The organism is Achromobacter sp. NPDC058515 (assembly GCF_042721735.1).
Lineage (GTDB): Bacteria > Pseudomonadota > Gammaproteobacteria > Burkholderiales > Burkholderiaceae_B > Achromobacter.
Genome location: NZ_JBHXNI010000020.1, coordinates 22,242 through 37,359 on the forward strand (window position 1 = coordinate 22,242; position 15,118 = coordinate 37,359).

General features: G+C 66.8%; 12 protein-coding genes. 1 reads left to right on the top strand and 11 read right to left on the bottom strand.

What is annotated here, in order from left to right; translation table 11 throughout:
* Positions 1–31: 31 nt before the first annotated feature.
* Positions 32–1,210 carry an ABC transporter substrate-binding protein gene (locus ACFWP0_RS26580; protein ID WP_377847308.1) on the bottom strand — a complete coding sequence of 393 codons (1,179 nt, stop codon included), beginning with the start codon at positions 1,208–1,210 and terminating at the stop codon, positions 32–34.
* A 279-nt stretch (positions 1,211–1,489) separates the two neighbouring features.
* Between ACFWP0_RS26580 and ACFWP0_RS26585 the strand changes: the two genes are divergently transcribed.
* The gene (locus ACFWP0_RS26585; RefSeq protein WP_377847310.1) at positions 1,490–2,476 is read left to right on the top strand and encodes an AraC family transcriptional regulator; all 987 of its coding nucleotides are present in this window, start codon (positions 1,490–1,492) and stop codon (positions 2,474–2,476) included.
* 312 nt (positions 2,477–2,788) lie between these two features.
* Here the strand turns inward: ACFWP0_RS26585 and ACFWP0_RS26590 are convergent, their stop codons facing one another.
* The 10 genes from ACFWP0_RS26590 to siaC form a co-directional block, all read right to left on the bottom strand.
* Entirely contained in the window at positions 2,789–3,196 is a 408-nt protein-coding gene (locus tag ACFWP0_RS26590) for a RidA family protein (RefSeq protein WP_377847312.1), read from the bottom strand.
* Positions 3,197–3,247: 51 nt separating this feature from the next.
* Positions 3,248–3,673 (bottom strand): acyl-CoA thioesterase, encoded by a 426-nt coding sequence (locus ACFWP0_RS26595; protein WP_377847314.1) that lies wholly within the window; start codon positions 3,671–3,673, stop codon positions 3,248–3,250.
* A gap of 20 nt (positions 3,674–3,693) precedes the next feature.
* The gene (locus tag ACFWP0_RS26600) at positions 3,694–5,334 is read right to left on the bottom strand and encodes an AMP-binding protein (RefSeq protein WP_377847316.1); all 1,641 of its coding nucleotides are present in this window, start codon (positions 5,332–5,334) and stop codon (positions 3,694–3,696) included.
* 46 nt (positions 5,335–5,380) lie between these two features.
* The gene (locus tag ACFWP0_RS26605; RefSeq protein WP_377847424.1) at positions 5,381–6,550 is read right to left on the bottom strand and encodes an acyl-CoA dehydrogenase family protein; all 1,170 of its coding nucleotides are present in this window, start codon (positions 6,548–6,550) and stop codon (positions 5,381–5,383) included.
* Positions 6,551–6,552: 2 nt separating this feature from the next.
* Positions 6,553–7,410, bottom strand: a complete 858-nt coding sequence (locus ACFWP0_RS26610; RefSeq protein WP_377847317.1) for an enoyl-CoA hydratase family protein — start codon at positions 7,408–7,410, stop codon at positions 6,553–6,555.
* Between the two features lie 43 nt (positions 7,411–7,453).
* Positions 7,454–8,245 (bottom strand): SDR family NAD(P)-dependent oxidoreductase, encoded by a 792-nt coding sequence (locus tag ACFWP0_RS26615; protein ID WP_377847319.1) that lies wholly within the window; start codon positions 8,243–8,245, stop codon positions 7,454–7,456.
* Positions 8,242–10,593, bottom strand: a complete 2,352-nt coding sequence (locus ACFWP0_RS26620; RefSeq protein WP_377847321.1) for a bifunctional salicylyl-CoA 5-hydroxylase/oxidoreductase — start codon at positions 10,591–10,593, stop codon at positions 8,242–8,244. Before ACFWP0_RS26620 ends, ACFWP0_RS26615 begins: the two co-directional genes overlap by 4 nt.
* A gap of 712 nt (positions 10,594–11,305) precedes the next feature.
* Positions 11,306–13,882 (bottom strand): EAL domain-containing protein, encoded by a 2,577-nt coding sequence (locus ACFWP0_RS26625; RefSeq protein ID WP_377847323.1) that lies wholly within the window; start codon positions 13,880–13,882, stop codon positions 11,306–11,308.
* Positions 13,883–13,921: 39 nt separating this feature from the next.
* Complete coding sequence (siaD, locus tag ACFWP0_RS26630; RefSeq protein WP_377847325.1) at positions 13,922–14,719, bottom strand: biofilm regulation diguanylate cyclase SiaD; 798 nt, start codon at positions 14,717–14,719, stop codon at positions 13,922–13,924.
* The gene (gene siaC / locus ACFWP0_RS26635; protein ID WP_377847327.1) at positions 14,716–15,093 is read right to left on the bottom strand and encodes a biofilm regulation phosphoprotein SiaC; all 378 of its coding nucleotides are present in this window, start codon (positions 15,091–15,093) and stop codon (positions 14,716–14,718) included. The genes siaD and siaC overlap by 4 nt, the downstream gene beginning before the upstream one ends.
* Positions 15,094–15,118 lie beyond the last annotated feature (25 nt).

The window sequence follows — 15,118 nt, forward strand, 5'->3', positions numbered from 1 at the left end:
GCGTGTCTCCTGTGATGCGTGCGTGGCCGCCCTACTTCATCTGGCAAGCGGCGGCGAAGGGATCCTGGTACTCGGTCAGCACCGTGCCCGACAGCTTGTTGGCCAGCTTGCCGCCCGCGCCCGCCTCGATGACGCGCAGGTAGTAGTTCTGGACCGGATACTGGTTGCGGTTGAACTTGAAGTCGCCCCGCACGGACTTGAAGTCGGCGCGCCGCAGGGCCGGACGCAGGGCGTCCGCGTCCAGCTTGCCGCCCGTCTGGCGCACCGCGCTGTCCAACAGCATGGCGGCGTCGTAGCCTTGCGAGGCATAGAGCGTCGGGCTGCGGTTGTAGGTCTTCTTGAAGTCCTCGACGAACTTGCGGTTGGCCGGGTTGTCCAGGTCGGCCGCCCACTGGGACGTGTTGCGCAGGCCTTCTATGGGCGCGCCCACCGCGGCGATGGTGTCCTCGTCTCCCGAGAAGCCCGGCGCCAGCAGCGCGATCTCCTTGGACAGCCCCGCGCCGTTGAACTGCTTGATGAAGTTCACGCCCATGCCGCCCGGCAGGAAGAAGAACACCGCGTCGGGCTTGCTCGCGCGCAGCCGCGTGATCTCGACGCCGTAGTCCAGCTGGCCGAGCTGGGTGTAGATCTCTTCGGACAGCCCGCCCTTGTACAGGCGCTTGAAGCCGTTGAGCGATTCGCGTCCGCCCGGGTAGTCCGGAGCAATCAGCGCCACGCGCTTGTAGCCCTGGTCGGCGGCGTACTTGCCCATGGCGGCCGGGATGTCCTCGTTCTGCCAGGCCACCGCGAAGAAATTCGGATTACAGCCCACGCCGGCATAGTTTTCCGGCCCCGTGTTGGTGCTGAGATAGATCGTGCCGGACTGCAGGATGGCCGGCATCACCGGCAGCAGCACATTGGAAAACACGATGCCCGTCATCACGTCCACGCGGTCGCGCTTGAGCAGGCGTTCGACCGCCTGGCGCCCGGCATCGGCCTTCTGCTGGTCATCGGCGACCACCACCTCCGCCGCCACCCCGCCCAGCTTGCCGCCGGTATGCTGCAGCGCCAGATTGAAGCCGTCGCGGATCTCGTTGCCCAGCGCCGCGCCCGGCCCGGACAGGGTGGTAAGCAGGCCCACCTTGACCTTGTCCGCCGCCGAAGCGCCCGCCGCGGCCGTCATGCAAACCAGCGCCGCCAGCGCGCGCCGGCTCCAGAGATTTCGATTCATGAGCCACCCCGTTTTCGCCGCCAGCCGTGCCGGCGGAAAGCTGACAGAACCCGTCTGCCGTCGGTTCACGCATGCCGCCGATCGAAGTCGCCAAGCTTACGCGCCGCGGCGCCGCCCTCCAACAGACGCTTGCAGGGCCTGCGGCTAGAGTAGGCTTCCCGCTCCCGCCGCTCTATCCGAATACCGCCAGTCTTATCCGGGATTCACTTAATTCCCAACCCGGGCCGTTTAAATTACGCTGGCCGCTGATACGGGAGCGGTCCCGTCCCGGAGGCATCCATGCACGGCTGGTCCCGACTTGCGCTGGCGCCCTTGTTCAAACGGCGCGTCTTCAGCTCCACCCAGCAGGACGAAACGCGGGCGCGCGTGTCCGAAGCCCTGAAGGAACACCGCCTGACCTGGAAGGGCGGCCGCGTGGATGCCGAACTGAACCGTGGCCGCTTCGGCTCGCTGACGGTCTGTACGTTGCGCTACGGCGCCGAAGTCCACATCGAACCCGACCGCCTCCAGGACTTCATGCTGGTGCAGGTCCCCCTGCGCGGCCGCGCCTGCATCGACTGCGGCGACGAACGCGTCAACGCCAACCCCGACTGCGCCGCCGTCATCGCCCCCAACCGCCCGCTGCGGCTGCACTGGGAAGCCGGCTGCGAACAACTGCTGCTGAAGATCCCCCGGGGCAAGCTCGAAGCCATCGGCCAGCGCGCCTTCGGCGACGCCGCCGCCGGCCCCCTGGACTTCAGCCCCGCGCTGCGCCTGGACACGCCCATCGGCGCCGCCTGGCGCAGCATGATGACCAGCCTGATCCACCTGCTGCCCACCCTGGACGACGGCGCCCGCCGCCCGCCCGCCGCCTGGCTGGACCATCTGGAAGACACGCTGGTCCTGCACCTGCTCTACAACCAGCCCAACACCTGGCAAGCCCACGCCGGCGACGCCTCGTCCGTCCCGCGCCGGCTCAGCATCGCCGAGTCCTACATGCGCGGCCGCCTGGGCGCCCCCCTGACCCTGACCGACATCGCCCGCCACGCCGGCGCCAGCGCCACCGCCCTGACCCGGCTGTTCCAGCAGCACAGAAACACCACCCCCATGAACGCGCTGCGCGCATTCAGGCTGGACGCCGCAAGAGCCAGGCTGAGAATGAACGCCGACGCCAGCGTCACCGAAGTCGCGCTGAGCGTGGGCTTCGGACACCTGGGACGGTTCTCGGAGTATTACCGCGAGCGATTCGGGGAATTGCCAAGGGAAACGCGGCGCGGCGGCGGATGACCTGCAGCGCGGGATGCCGCGCGGGCTCGAAGAAAGCCGCTCGGGCGGGTGGGATTGACGGTCGGATTGCGCGGCCCGGTGTCTGACACCCGGGGAGACTTGCTTGCGCCTGAGCCGGCGTCCCAAGGGTGTCAGACACCTGCATCGAAGGGTGTCAGACACCTGCATGCAGTCGCCGAGGGCGACAATGACGATGACGAAGGGGGGGCCGCCTAAGCAAACCCCGAAGCACCGAAGGCCCGCCACCCCAACCCCCTGGTGCCGGCCAGAAAGCAAAAGCAGCGAACCTTCGATACACCGTTACCGCCAGCGCTAACCCGCCGGCACAACCGCCGTCACTTCAATCTCCACCTTGGCCCGCTCCTCAACCAGATCCGCCACCTCCACCGCCGTCATCGCCGGAAAATGCCGCCCGATGAACTCCCGGTAGTGCTTGCCGATAGCCGGATACGCCGCCACATACGCATTCTTGTCCGTGACATACCAGGTCATCCGGACAATATGCTCGGGCTTGGCGCCGCCTTCAGCCAGGATGGCGACAATATTCGCCAGGGTCTGCCGCACCTGGTCCGCCAGATCGTCCGACTCGAACTGCTGCTGGCCGTTCCACCCCACCTGCCCGCCCACGAACACAAGCTTGCTGCCCACCTGCATTTCCGTGAGCACACCATTCGAATAGCCCCGGGGCGCCATCCAATCCGGCGGTTGCAGAATCTTCATAACGTCTCATCCTATTGATAAATAAACAAACTACAGGGTGACGCCTGCCGCTTACGCCGCGGGCGCCAGATAATCCTGCATGCGTTCCCGCAGATCCGCAGGCAGCGGCATGGACTTCATCGTCCGCAAATCCACCGTCACAATCGTCAACGTGGCCGACAGCCTCAACTGCCCGTCCGGCCCCTCGAAACGCACCAGCGCCTTGAACGACGCGCCGCCGATGCGCTGCACTTCCAGCGTCTGGCGCAGGCTTTCATGCCAGCGGCTGGGCGCGCTGAAATCGCAGGTCACCGACGCCATCGGCGTACCGATGTGCCGGTCCACGTGCAGCGCATGAAACGGCAGCCCCATTCCCTTGTCGAACCACTCCTCGACAAAATCGTTGATCATCTCGAAATAGCGCGGGTAGAACACGATGCCCGCCGGATCGCAATGGCGAAACCGGACTTCGACCTGACTGATGAATGGTGCTGCCATGGTGTTTCCTTAATGCCTGTTCATGCCATCTTGCGCAGCGCAAAGCGCTGCAGCTTGCCGGTTTCCGTGCGCGGCAGCGCGTCCACGAACTCGATCGCGCGCGGATACTTGTACGGCGCGATGCTCGCCTTGACGAAGGCCTGCATCGCCGCCACCAGTTCGCCGCTGGGCGCATAGCCCGGCTTGAGCACCACGAACGCCTTCACCAGCTGCCCGCGCTCTTCGTCCATCGCGCCGACGACGCCGCACTCGGCCACCGCCTCGTGGCGCAGCAGCGCGTCCTCGACCTCGGGACCGGCGATGTTGTAGCCGGCCGAAACGATCATGTCGTCGTTGCGGGCCTGGTAGAACAGATAGCCGTCGTCATCCTGCACGAAGGTGTCGCCCGGCAGGTTCCAGCCCTTCTGCACGAAGCGCAGCTGGCGATCGTCCGCCAGGTAGCGGCAGCCCGTCGGGCCCTTGACGGCCAGCCGGCCCACCGCGCCGTTGGGCACGGGGTTCATGTCGTCGTCCACGATCTGCGCCACATAGCCCGGCACCACGCGGCCGATTGCGCCGCGGCGCACCGCCTCCGGAGGGCTGGAGACAAACACGTGGATCATTTCCGTGCCGCCGATGCCGTCGATCATCTCGACGCCGCTCGCCTCCTTCCAGAGCTGGCGCGTGGCGTCGGGCAAGGCCTCGCCGGCGGACACGCTCTTCTTCAGGGAGGACAGGTCGAACTTGTCCACCAGCGCCGCCATCTGGCGGTAGAACGTGGGCGCGGTGAACACGGTGGTGGCGCGGAAGTCCTGGATCACCTCCAGCAGGCTTTCGGGCGACAGCTTTTCGGCCAGCACCGTGCTCGCGCCCACCCGCAGCGGGAAGCACAGCAAGCCGCCCAGGCCGAACGTGAAGGCCAGCGGCGGCGTGCCGCAGAAGATATCGTCCGGCCCCGGCTTGATGACATGCTTGGGGAACAGGTCGCACATCGCCAGCACGTCGCGATGGAAATGCATGCAGCCCTTGGGCGAGCCCGTGGTGCCGCTGGTGAAGGCGATCAGGCAGACGTCGTCGGCCGCCGTGTCGCAGGCATCGAAGGTGTCCGGCTTGGCCGCGGCCAGCGCGTCCAGCGAGCCGGGCGCCGCGTCATTGAAGTACATGACCTGGGACAGCCCGGGGCAGTGATGCTCGTGATCCGGCTGCGTGCAGAACTGCGCCTCGTCCTTCAGGCGCGCGTCGCACAGCACGGCCTGGATCTGCGCCTTGTCGATGATCTGCTTGAGCTCCTTGGAGCGCAGCAGCGGCATGGTGGGCACGGTGACCAGCCCCGCCTTGATCGCGGCCAGCCAGGAGGCGGCCATCATGGGGTTGTTGGGGCCGCGCAGCAGCAGGCGGTTGCCGGGCACCAGCTTCATGTCCTCGGCGAGGACGCGGGCGATGCGGTTGGTCAGCGCGGCCAGTTCGCGGTAGGTCATCGCGGCCGGCTTGCCGTCCTGGCGCCAGCGCAGCGCCGGGCGTTCGCCGTGACCGCGCTCGACCATGGCGTCCACCAGTTCCACGGCGCAGTTGAAGCGCTTGGGATAGGCCACGTCGGGCCCGTCGAGCAGGAATTCAGGCCATTGTTCGCCCGGCGGCAGGTTGTCCCGGGCGAAGGTGTCGATGTGGGCGGATACTTCCATGAAATTCCCCTTGGTTTGCGGTGCTAAGGCAAGAGCTCGATGGCCTTTACGCCTTCAGCAGTTCACGGGCGATGATCAACTTCTGCACTTCTGTGGCGCCCTCATAGATGCGCAGCGCCCTGATTTCCCTGTAGAGCTTTTCGACCGGCATTCCCGACACCACGCCCGCGCCGCCGAACATCTGCAGGGCGCGGTCGATCACGGTCTGCGCCGATTCCGTGGCCGTCATCTTGGCCATCGCTGCTTCACGCGTGGTGCGCAGCTTCTGCACGTCGCGCATCCACGCGGCGCGGTATGTCAGCAGGGCCGAGGCGTCGATGGCGGTCGCCATGTCCCCCAGCGCGGCTTGCGTCAGTTGCAGGTCGGCCAGGGTCTGGCCGAACATGCGGCGCGACTTGGCGCGCGCCAGCCCTTCATCCAGCGCCCGGCGCGCGAAGCCCAGCGCCGCCGCCGCCACCGACGCGCGGAAGATGTCCAGCGTCATCATGGCCAGCTTGAAGCCCTGGCCCGCGTCGCCCAGCCGGTGCGTCGCGGGGATGCGGCAGTTGTCGAAGGTGATGGTCGCCAGCGGGTGCGGCGCGATCAGCTCGATGCGCTCGCTGACCTCGAATCCCGGCGTGTCGGCATCCACCACGAAGGCGCTGATGCCGCGGGCGCCCGGCGCCTCGCCGGTGCGCGCAAACACGCAGTAGAAGTCGGCGATACCGCCATTGGAAATCCAGGTCTTGGCGCCGTTCAGCACGTAGTGGTCGCCATCCAGCCGGGCCTCGCACGACAGCGCGGCCACGTCCGAGCCCGCGTCGGGCTCCGACAGCGCGAAGGCCGCGATCGCCTCGCCGCTTGCCACGCGCGGCAGGTAGCGCTGGCGCAGCGCGTCCGAGCCCATCAGCGAAATCGCGCCGCTGCCCAGGCCCTGCATGGCGAAGGCGAAGTCGGCCAGCCCTTCGTGGCGGGCAAGGGTTTCGCGCAGAATGCATACGGCGCGGGAATCGACCTCGGGCAGCGCGCCGCCCCAGGCTCCGCCAGGGCCGCCCGCGACCGCGTAGCGCAGCCAGCCGGCCTTGCCCATGGCCTTCACCAGCTTCTTGCAGGCGCCGTCGGCGTCGTGGTGGTCCACGTCGTTCAGCGACTTTTCGCACCAGGCGTCGACCTCATGCGCCAGCTTGCGGTGCGCGTCGTCGAAGAAGGGCCAATCAAGCCAGCTTGAGTCGCGCATCATCAGTTCCCCTCGAAGACCGGCTTTTGCTTGGCCACGAAGGCCTCGTAGGCGCGATGGAAGTCGCGCGTCTGCATGCAGATGGCCTGGGCCTCGGCCTCGGCCTCGATGGCCTCGTCCACGCCCATGTTCCATTCCTGGTGCAGCAGCTTCTTGGTGACGCCGTGGGCGAAGGTCGGGCCCGCGGCCAGTTGCGCCGCCAGCTTCTGGGCGGCCTCGCCCAGCTCGGCCGATTCATGCAGCGCGTTGAAAAATCCCCAGCTCGCGCCCTCTTCGGCCGTCATGGCGCGGCCCGTGTACAACAGTTCGGAGGCGCGGCCCTGGCCGATCATGCGCGGCAGCAGCGTGCAGGCGCCCATGTCGGCGCCGGCCAGGCCCACCCGCGTGAACAGGAAGGCGGTGCGCGCCGCCGGCGTGCCCAGGCGCATGTCGGACGCCAGCGCCACCATGGCGCCCGCGCCGGCGCAGACGCCGTCCACCGCCGCCACGATGGGTTGCGGGCAGGCGCGCATGGCCTTGACCAGGTCGCCCGTCATGCGGGTGAAATCCAGGAGTTCGGGCATGCTCATCTTCGTGAGCGGACCGATGATCTCGTGCACGTCGCCGCCGGAGCAGAAGTTGCCGCCCGCCCCCGTCACCACCACCACCTTGACGTCGGTGGCGTACACCAGCGAACGGAACAAGTCGCGCAGTTCGGCGTAGGAGTCGAACGTCAGCGGATTCTTGCGCTCGGGCCGGTTCAGCGTGACGGTGCCGATCTTGCCGTCGGCCGACACCTGCCACAGGAACGTCTTTGCCTGGTAGCCGGCAAAAGGACGCTTGTGATGCTTCATGGTGTGCTCTTCGGGCTGGGTGCTCATGGTGTCTCCGTTCGTGAATGCTGGGGTGGATGGGCTGCCGGCTTCAGCCGGTCATCACTTCGCCGCCGTCTACGGCGATCGCCTGGCCATTGACGGAGGCCGAGGCCGGCAGGGCCAGCCAGGCGACCGTCTCGGCCACTTCCTCGGGCTGCACCAGGCGGCCCTGCGGATTGCGCTCGGCCAGCTTGGCGCGGGCGGCTTCCGGCGTGAGGCCGGTCTTGTCGACGATGTTCGAGACCGCGCCGCGCACGATGTCGGTCTCGGTGTAGCCGGGGCAGACCGCGTTGACGGTGACGCCCTTCTGCGCGGTTTCCAGCGCCAGCGAGCGGGTCAGGCCAATGACGCCGTGCTTGGCGGCGCAGTAAGCGCTGACATAGCCGTAGCCGATCAGGCCCGCGGTGCTGGCCACGTTGATTACGCGGCCCCATTTTTCCTGCAGCATGCCGGGCAAGGCGGCCTGGATGCAGTGGAAGGTGCCGGTGAGATTGACGGCGATCATCTGCTGCCACAGCGCGGCGTCGGTGCGGTCAAAGCGCTGGCTGACGGCCTGGCCGGCGTTGTTCACCAGCACCAGCACGGGGCCGAACTCGACCTCGGCCTGCGCGAATGCCGCGCGCACCGAGGCTTCGTCGGCAATGTCCGCGCTGACGGTCTGCACCTGCCCCAGGCTGGCCAGGCTGTCGGCCGCGGCGTCCAGCGCCGCGCCGTCGCGGCCCAGCAGCGTGACGCGGGCGCCGCGCTGCAGCAGCGCCCGGGCGCTGGCCAGGCCGATGCCGCGGGCGCCCCCCGTCACCAGGGCGTGGCGCCCGGCAAGCGGTAGCGGAGTTGCGTTCATTTGATGTCCAGTTGCGCCATGGCGGCGGCGCGTTCGAAGTTGGTTTCCAGCTGGCGCTTGCCGGCGAAATACTGGTTCGGCCAGGCAACCTCACGGTAGCCTACCCGCGCCGCTTCGCGTAGCGTCCAGGAGGCGTCAGCCAAATGGGGACGTGCAAGGGCGCAGAGGTCGGCGCGGCCCGAGGCGATGATGCCGTTGGCGTGGTCGGCTTCGAAGATGGCGCCCACCGCGATCGTGGGAATGCCCGCCTCGTTGCGGACGCGGTCGGCGAACGGGGTCTGGAACATGCGGCCGTAGACCGGCTTTTCTTCCTTGCTGACCTGGCCCGACGAGCAGTCGATCATGTCGGCGCCGGCAGCCTTGAAGTAGCGCGCGATTTCCACCGCGTCGTCGGCGGTGATACCGCCTTCCACCCAGTCGCTGGCGGAGATCCGCACCGACATGGGCTTGTCCTCGGGCCAGACGGCGCGCACCGCGCGGAAGACCTCCAGCGGAAAGCGCAGGCGGTTTTCCAGGCTGCCGCCGTACTCGTCTTCGCGATGGTTGGTCAGCGGCGAAATGAAGCTGGACAGCAGGTAGCCGTGCGCGCAGTGCAGCTCCAGCCAGTCGAAGCCGGCGGCGGCGGCGCGGCGGGCCGCGGCGACGAAGTCGTCGCGCACGTCGTCCATGTCGGCGCGCGCCATGGCGCGCGGCGTCTGCGACACGCCCTCGATGTACGGCAGGGCCGAGGCCGACACCAGCGGCCAGTTGCCCTCGGCCAGCGGGTGATCGATCTTCTGCCAGCCCAGCTGCGTCGACCCCTTGCGGCCGGCGTGGCCCAGCTGCATACCGATGCGGGCGTCGCTGTTGCCGTGCACAAAATTCACGATGCGGGCAAACGCCTGCTGCTGATCGTCGTTCCACAGGCCCGGGCATCCCGGGGTGATGCGGCCGTCGGGCGACACGCAGGTCATTTCGACCATGACCAGCCCCGCGCCGCCCATGGCGCGCGCGCCCAGGTGGACAAGGTGGAAATCGCCCGGCACGCCGTCGGTGCAGGAATACATGGCCATCGGCGACACCAGGATGCGGTTCTTCAGACGCACGCCGCGCGCCTGATACGGCGTCAGCATGGGAATGGCGGGTCGCTCGCCCTGGGCGGTGGCCGCGCCGGCGCGTTCCGCGATCCAGCGTTCGAAGCCTTCCAGCCAGGCCGGGTCGCGCAAGCGCAGGTTCTCGTGCGAGATGCGCTGCGAGCGGGTCAGCAGCGAATACGCGAACTGTTCGGGCTCCAGGTCGGCGTAGCGCTCGACGTTCTCGAACCATTCGGTGGAGTTGCGGGCGGCGTTCTGGATCTTCAGCACTTCCACGCTGCGAACTTCTTCGTAGTGCTTCAGGCCGGCCTCCACGCTGCCTTCCGCGCCGCTCAGGCAGCGCGCCAGCTCAATGGAGTCTTCCAGCGCCAGCTTGGTGCCCGAGCCGATGGAAAAGTGGGCGGTGTGGGCGGCGTCGCCCATCAGCACGACGGGGACGCGGCGCAGGCCGCGGGCGGTCTGCAGCGTGTTCCAGTGGACCCAGGTGTTGCAGATGACGCGCGGGAAACGGATCCAGATGGCCGAACCGCGCAGGTGCGTGGCGTTGCTGATCAGCGGATTGCCGTCCAGCCACGGCGCGAACAGCTTTTCGCAGTAGGCGATGCCCTCTTCCTGGCTCATCTGTTCGATGCCGGCCGCCTGCCACGTTTCCTCGGGCGTTTCCACGATGAACGTGGACATGCCGTCCTCGTAGCGGTAGGCATGCGCCTGGAACCAGCCGTGTTCGGTCTGCACGAAGGCGAAGGTGAACGCGTCGAACACCTTCTTGGTGCCCAGCCACACGAAGCGGCAGCGGCGCTGATCGATGTCGGGGTGGAACGTGTCGGCGTAGCGGGTGCGGACCTGGCTGTTGATGCCGTCGGATGCGATGACGAGATCCGCGTCGTAGTCGCGGGCAATGGCCTGGTCGTCCTGCACGAAGTTCTCGAACACCAGCTTTACGCCGACATCTTCGCAGCGCGCCTGCAGGATGTTCAGCAGCTTCTTGCGGCCGATGCCGATGAAGCCGTGGCCGCTGCTGCGGATGCTGCGGCCCTTGAAGTTGATGTCGATGTCGTCCCAGTGATTGAACGCATCGCCGATGGTCTGGGCGGAAACGGGGTCGGCTTCGCGCAGGTTCTGCATGGTGGCGTCGGAGAACACCACGCCCCAGCCGAAGGTGTCGTAAGGGCGATTGCGCTCGATGACGGTGATTTCGTTCGCGGGGTTCTGCAGTTTCATCAGCAGACCGAAATACAGGCCGGCGGGACCACCGCCGATGCAGACTATTTTCATTGCCGTATACGCTCCGAAGTACGCGACAGTCGCTCTTGATGCTGGAGCGGGGCGCCGCAGATATTTAGGTCTGGATAGTTTAGGCTTGAAATATATACCTGAAGGCGGGGGGTGTGCAAATGAGGGAAAGTATTTAGATCGGCGAGGTAAATGGGGACATGTTAAAGACACCTTTTTGGAGGTTTGAGGTCTTTAGCTGCGTTCGCGTGAGTCCTTGACCCGCCCCTCGGCGCGGCCGGCATGGCTGCGAGCGGCCGCAAGTGGGATACACGACGTCGGTCGTCGTGGCGAGGCTCGCTTGCGCGAATGCGGAGGCTGGTTTGCTAATGGCTCCAGCATCAGGGGGTAGGGGTGGTGATGGGCGCCGGAGCTGAAATGGCGATTAGCGGCGAACCGAAAATCTTGGCCCTGTCATTGCTCTGCCGGTGTCTGACACCCGTGTGAGACGATCTTCAGCTTGAGCCGTCGTTTCATGGGTGTCAGACACCTAGTTTCTCTGCCGGTGTCTGACACCCGTGTGAGACGATCTTCAGCCTGAGCCGTCGTTTCATGGGTGTCAGACACCTAGTTTCTCTGCCGGTGTCTGACACCCGTGTGAGACGATCTTCAGCTTGAGCCGTCGTTTCATGGGTGTCAGACACCTAGTTACCTAGTTCGGTATCAGGCCGCCGACGCGACAGGCGTCCTGAAGACCACGCCCGAAGCAAAAACCCTAAGGCCTACCTCGAAGCCATTCTTCAAGATCCCCCGCCGGCAAAGGCGGCGAAAACAGAAACCCCTGCCCCGCAGCACACCCCTGCTCGATCAAGAACCGCCGCTGCTCCTCATTCTCGACGCCCTCGGCAACCACAGGCAGACTCAAGCTCTCCCCGATCCGTATCACCGCGCTCGTCAAAGCCCTGGCCGCGTCGTCGCTCTCCAGCCCCTGGACAAAGCTCCGGTCCAGCTTGAGCTCATCCACGATCAGCCGCCGCAAATGGCCCAGGCTCGAATACCCCGTCCCGAAATCATCCATCGACAACCGCACCCCCAGCCGATGCAGCTCCGCGATCGTCCGCAGCGTGCCGGCCGTGGCGTCCAGCACCACGCCTTCGGTGATCTCCAGCATCAGGTCCGCCGGCGCCAGCCCAAACTCCGCCAGCGTCGCCGCAATCATCCGCGGCAGGTTGAGATTGTGAAAATTCGTGGCCGACAGGTTCACCGACACCGACGGCACCCGCAAGCCGTTGTTGCGCCAGATCGCCAGCTGCGAGCAGGCCTCGCGCACCGCCCAGTCGCCCAGGTCGCCGATCAGTCCGCACTCCTCGGCCAGCGGCACGAAACGCGCCGGTGAAATGTCGCCCAACGTGGGATGGCGCCAGCGGGCCAGCGCCTCCACCCCGTACAGGCTGCCGTTCTTCAGGCCCACCTGCGGCTGGTAATGCAGGCGCAAGGCCTTGGCCTCCAGCGCATCGCGCAGCGCCGCCTCCAGCGCCAGCCGTTCCTGCGCCTGGCGGTTCATTTCCGCGCTGAAGAACGAAATGCGGTTGCGGCCCGCCGTCTTGGCCTGGTACATGGCCATGTCGGCATGGCGCAGCAGCGTGTCCATGTCGCGCCCGTTCTCCGGGAACACGCTGATGCCGATGCTGACCGACGGATTCAGCGTCACGCCGCCCACCGTGAAGGGCTGCGCCAGCGCCACCAGGATGTGCTCCGCCGCCGCGGTCAGGCGGCCGTGCTCGAAGTCCGGCATCAGCATCACGAACTCGTCGCCCGACAGCCGGCCCACGATATCGGCGGGCCGCGCCAGCCGGCGCAGGCGCTGGGCCACGTCGCGCAGCAGCGCATCGCCGATCGGGTGGCCCAGCGTGTCGTTGACCTGCTTGAAACGGTCCAGGTCCAGGAACAGCACCGCGACCCGCTTGCGATCCGGCTCGGCGCGCGCGATTGCCTGCTCGGCCTGCGCCAGCAGCAGGTTGCGATTGGGCAGGCCCGTCAGCTCGTCATAGAAGGCCAGCTGGCGGATCCGGGCGCGGGCTTCCTCGCGCTCCAGCGCCAGCGCGCACAGGTAGACGCACACGTCCACCAGGCGGTGGTGAAAATCGTCCGGCAGGCGGCGTTCGCGGAAATAGAAGCCGAAGGTGCCGATCACCCGGCCGTCGCTCGACTTGATTGGCGACGACCAGCACGCCTTGATGTCGTCGGGCAGCGGCAGATGCCGGTAATCGTCCCACAGCGGATCCGTGGCGATGTCCGGCACGATGACCGGACGCCCCAGGAACGCGCTGGTGCCGCAGGCGCCCGCCTGCGGGCCGATCGCCACCCCTTCCAGCGCGTCCGCGTAGGCCTGCGGCAGGCTGGGCGCCGCGAGCGGGCGAAGCATTCCGGCGTCGTCCACGCGCAGCACGGTGGCCGCCACTTCGGGCGCCAGGCGCTCGACCTCGCGGCACACCATGTTCATGACCTCGACCACCGAAGCCTCGTTGACCATCGCCTGCAGCACCCGGCGCTGCAGGACCTCGTGCACCTTGGTGGGCGTGATGTCGGTCAGCACGTCCACAATATTGACCAGGGTGCCGCGGTCGTCGAACACGGAATTGGCCATGACGGAGACCCACAGCGGCTTGCCGCCGCGGTCATAGACCAGCACGTCCTTGTGATAGCCCTCGCGGCAGGCGATGCGGCGGTCCAGCTCTTCGCGCGTGCCGCCGTCGGGCCGGCCGCCGGCCAGCAGCTCGCCCAGTTCCTGGTCCACGGCGTCGCTGCGGGAAAAGCCCAGCATGCGGTGAAAGCCGTCGTTCACGTAGACGATGCGCCCGTCGCAGCCGGACACGGCCACCGCGTTGCCGGTTTCGTTGATGCCCAGCAGCAGCAGGCGGATCTCTTCCTGGCGCTCGGCGTCGGCGATGGACTTGCGCGAAATGACCGAGATGCGGCCAACCTCGCCGGCATCGTCCAGCATGGGCAGGTAGGTCGCCTCGATCCAGAGGGAGCTTCCGTCCTTCTTGCGGTAGCGGCAGGTGCCCGAGAAGTGCTGGCCCCGGCTCAGCCGGGCCCAGATCCGCTCGCCGCTGGCGATGCCCTTGCCTTCGTCCATGCTGTCGCACAGCATGTCGTGGCGCAGCGCCAGGGTCTCTTCGCGGGCATAGCCCACCGCGGCCAGGAAATTGTCATTCGCGTTCAGCAGGGCGCCGGTGGCGTCGAAGTCGAACAGCAGAAGCGCCCGGTTCATCGACGCCAGGTAATTGCCCACATGCCACGCGGCGCCTTGGGGGCTCGCGCTCGAACCGCCAAGATGAGAATCAAGCATAAGGGGCTCCATACCGGAAAACAGCTGATCCGGTTTCATTCAGCGCCTGGGGAAACCAAGCGCAACGCGGTCGCGTCCATCCTGCTTGGCCAGGTACAACGCCTGATCCGCCCGGCTGAGCGTCTCCGAGAAGGTTTCGCCCAGCTGGTGATACGCCATGCCGATGCTGACCGTCAGCCTGAGGACGTCGTCGCCCGCGGCGACCGCCAGGCCGCGCACGTCGCCGACCAGCCGGTCCATGACGGCCTGCGCCGCGTCCGGCTGCGTTTGGGGAAGCAGCACCAGGAATTCCTCGCCGCCCCAGCGGCCGCAAAGGTCGTACTCGCGCAGGCTTACGCCCAGCACGCCCGCCAGCTCCACCAGCGCGCGGTCGCCCGTTTCATGGCCGTAGCGATCGTTGACGGCCTTGAAGTGATCCACGTCCAGCATGGCGACGACGAAACTCTCGCCGCTGCGCGAGACGCGCTGGACCTCTTGCTTGATCATTTCCATCAGGGCGCGCCGGTTCAAGAGGCCCGTCAGGGGATCGCGGCTGGAGGTTTCTTCCAGCGCCTTGTTCAGATCCCGCATCATGTTCTGGTAGTGATCCGAGATCCGCGCGATGCGGGTCAGCCGGCGCAAATGCCGGTCGAACTGGTCGCACAGCCCCAGCTCGCGCTCGTGCGCCATGGTCTGGTAGGCGTCCGACAGCTGGGTCACCCGCTGGATGCGCGCCATCTGATCGCCGGTGTGCCGCCAGAGCGCTTCCAGCGCCTCGCGCAGCGGGTGGCCGGCATGGGCCGGGTCCGCCAGCAGTTCGGCGATGCGCTGATCCAGTTCGGCGGCGCCCGGCTTCATTGGCGGCCGACGACCGAAAACGGAAAGGTGCAGTCTTCCTTGAATTCCTCTGCCAGCTCTCCGACGCGCTCGTTGCGCATGTCGTAGAACCAGGTGACGTTGACCTGGCGGCCCTTGCGGTGCGCCGCCTCCAACACATCGAAGATGTCCATGACCGACTTGATGCTGCTGGTGTTGAGATACAGCAGTTCAAGTTCCAGGTTCAGGGGCGCGGCGCTGTCTTGCAGGTACGCCTCGACCCATTCGATGACGGGGCCGAACAGTTCGAAGGAATTCTCGGGATAGGAATCGCCGCGCATCGCCAGCACGCCGGCGGCTGCGTCGGCGGTGATGGCGGGCGTGGACTGGGTCCCGGGAATGTTCAGGTCTTTCATCAAATACTCCGAAAATAATCCTTGA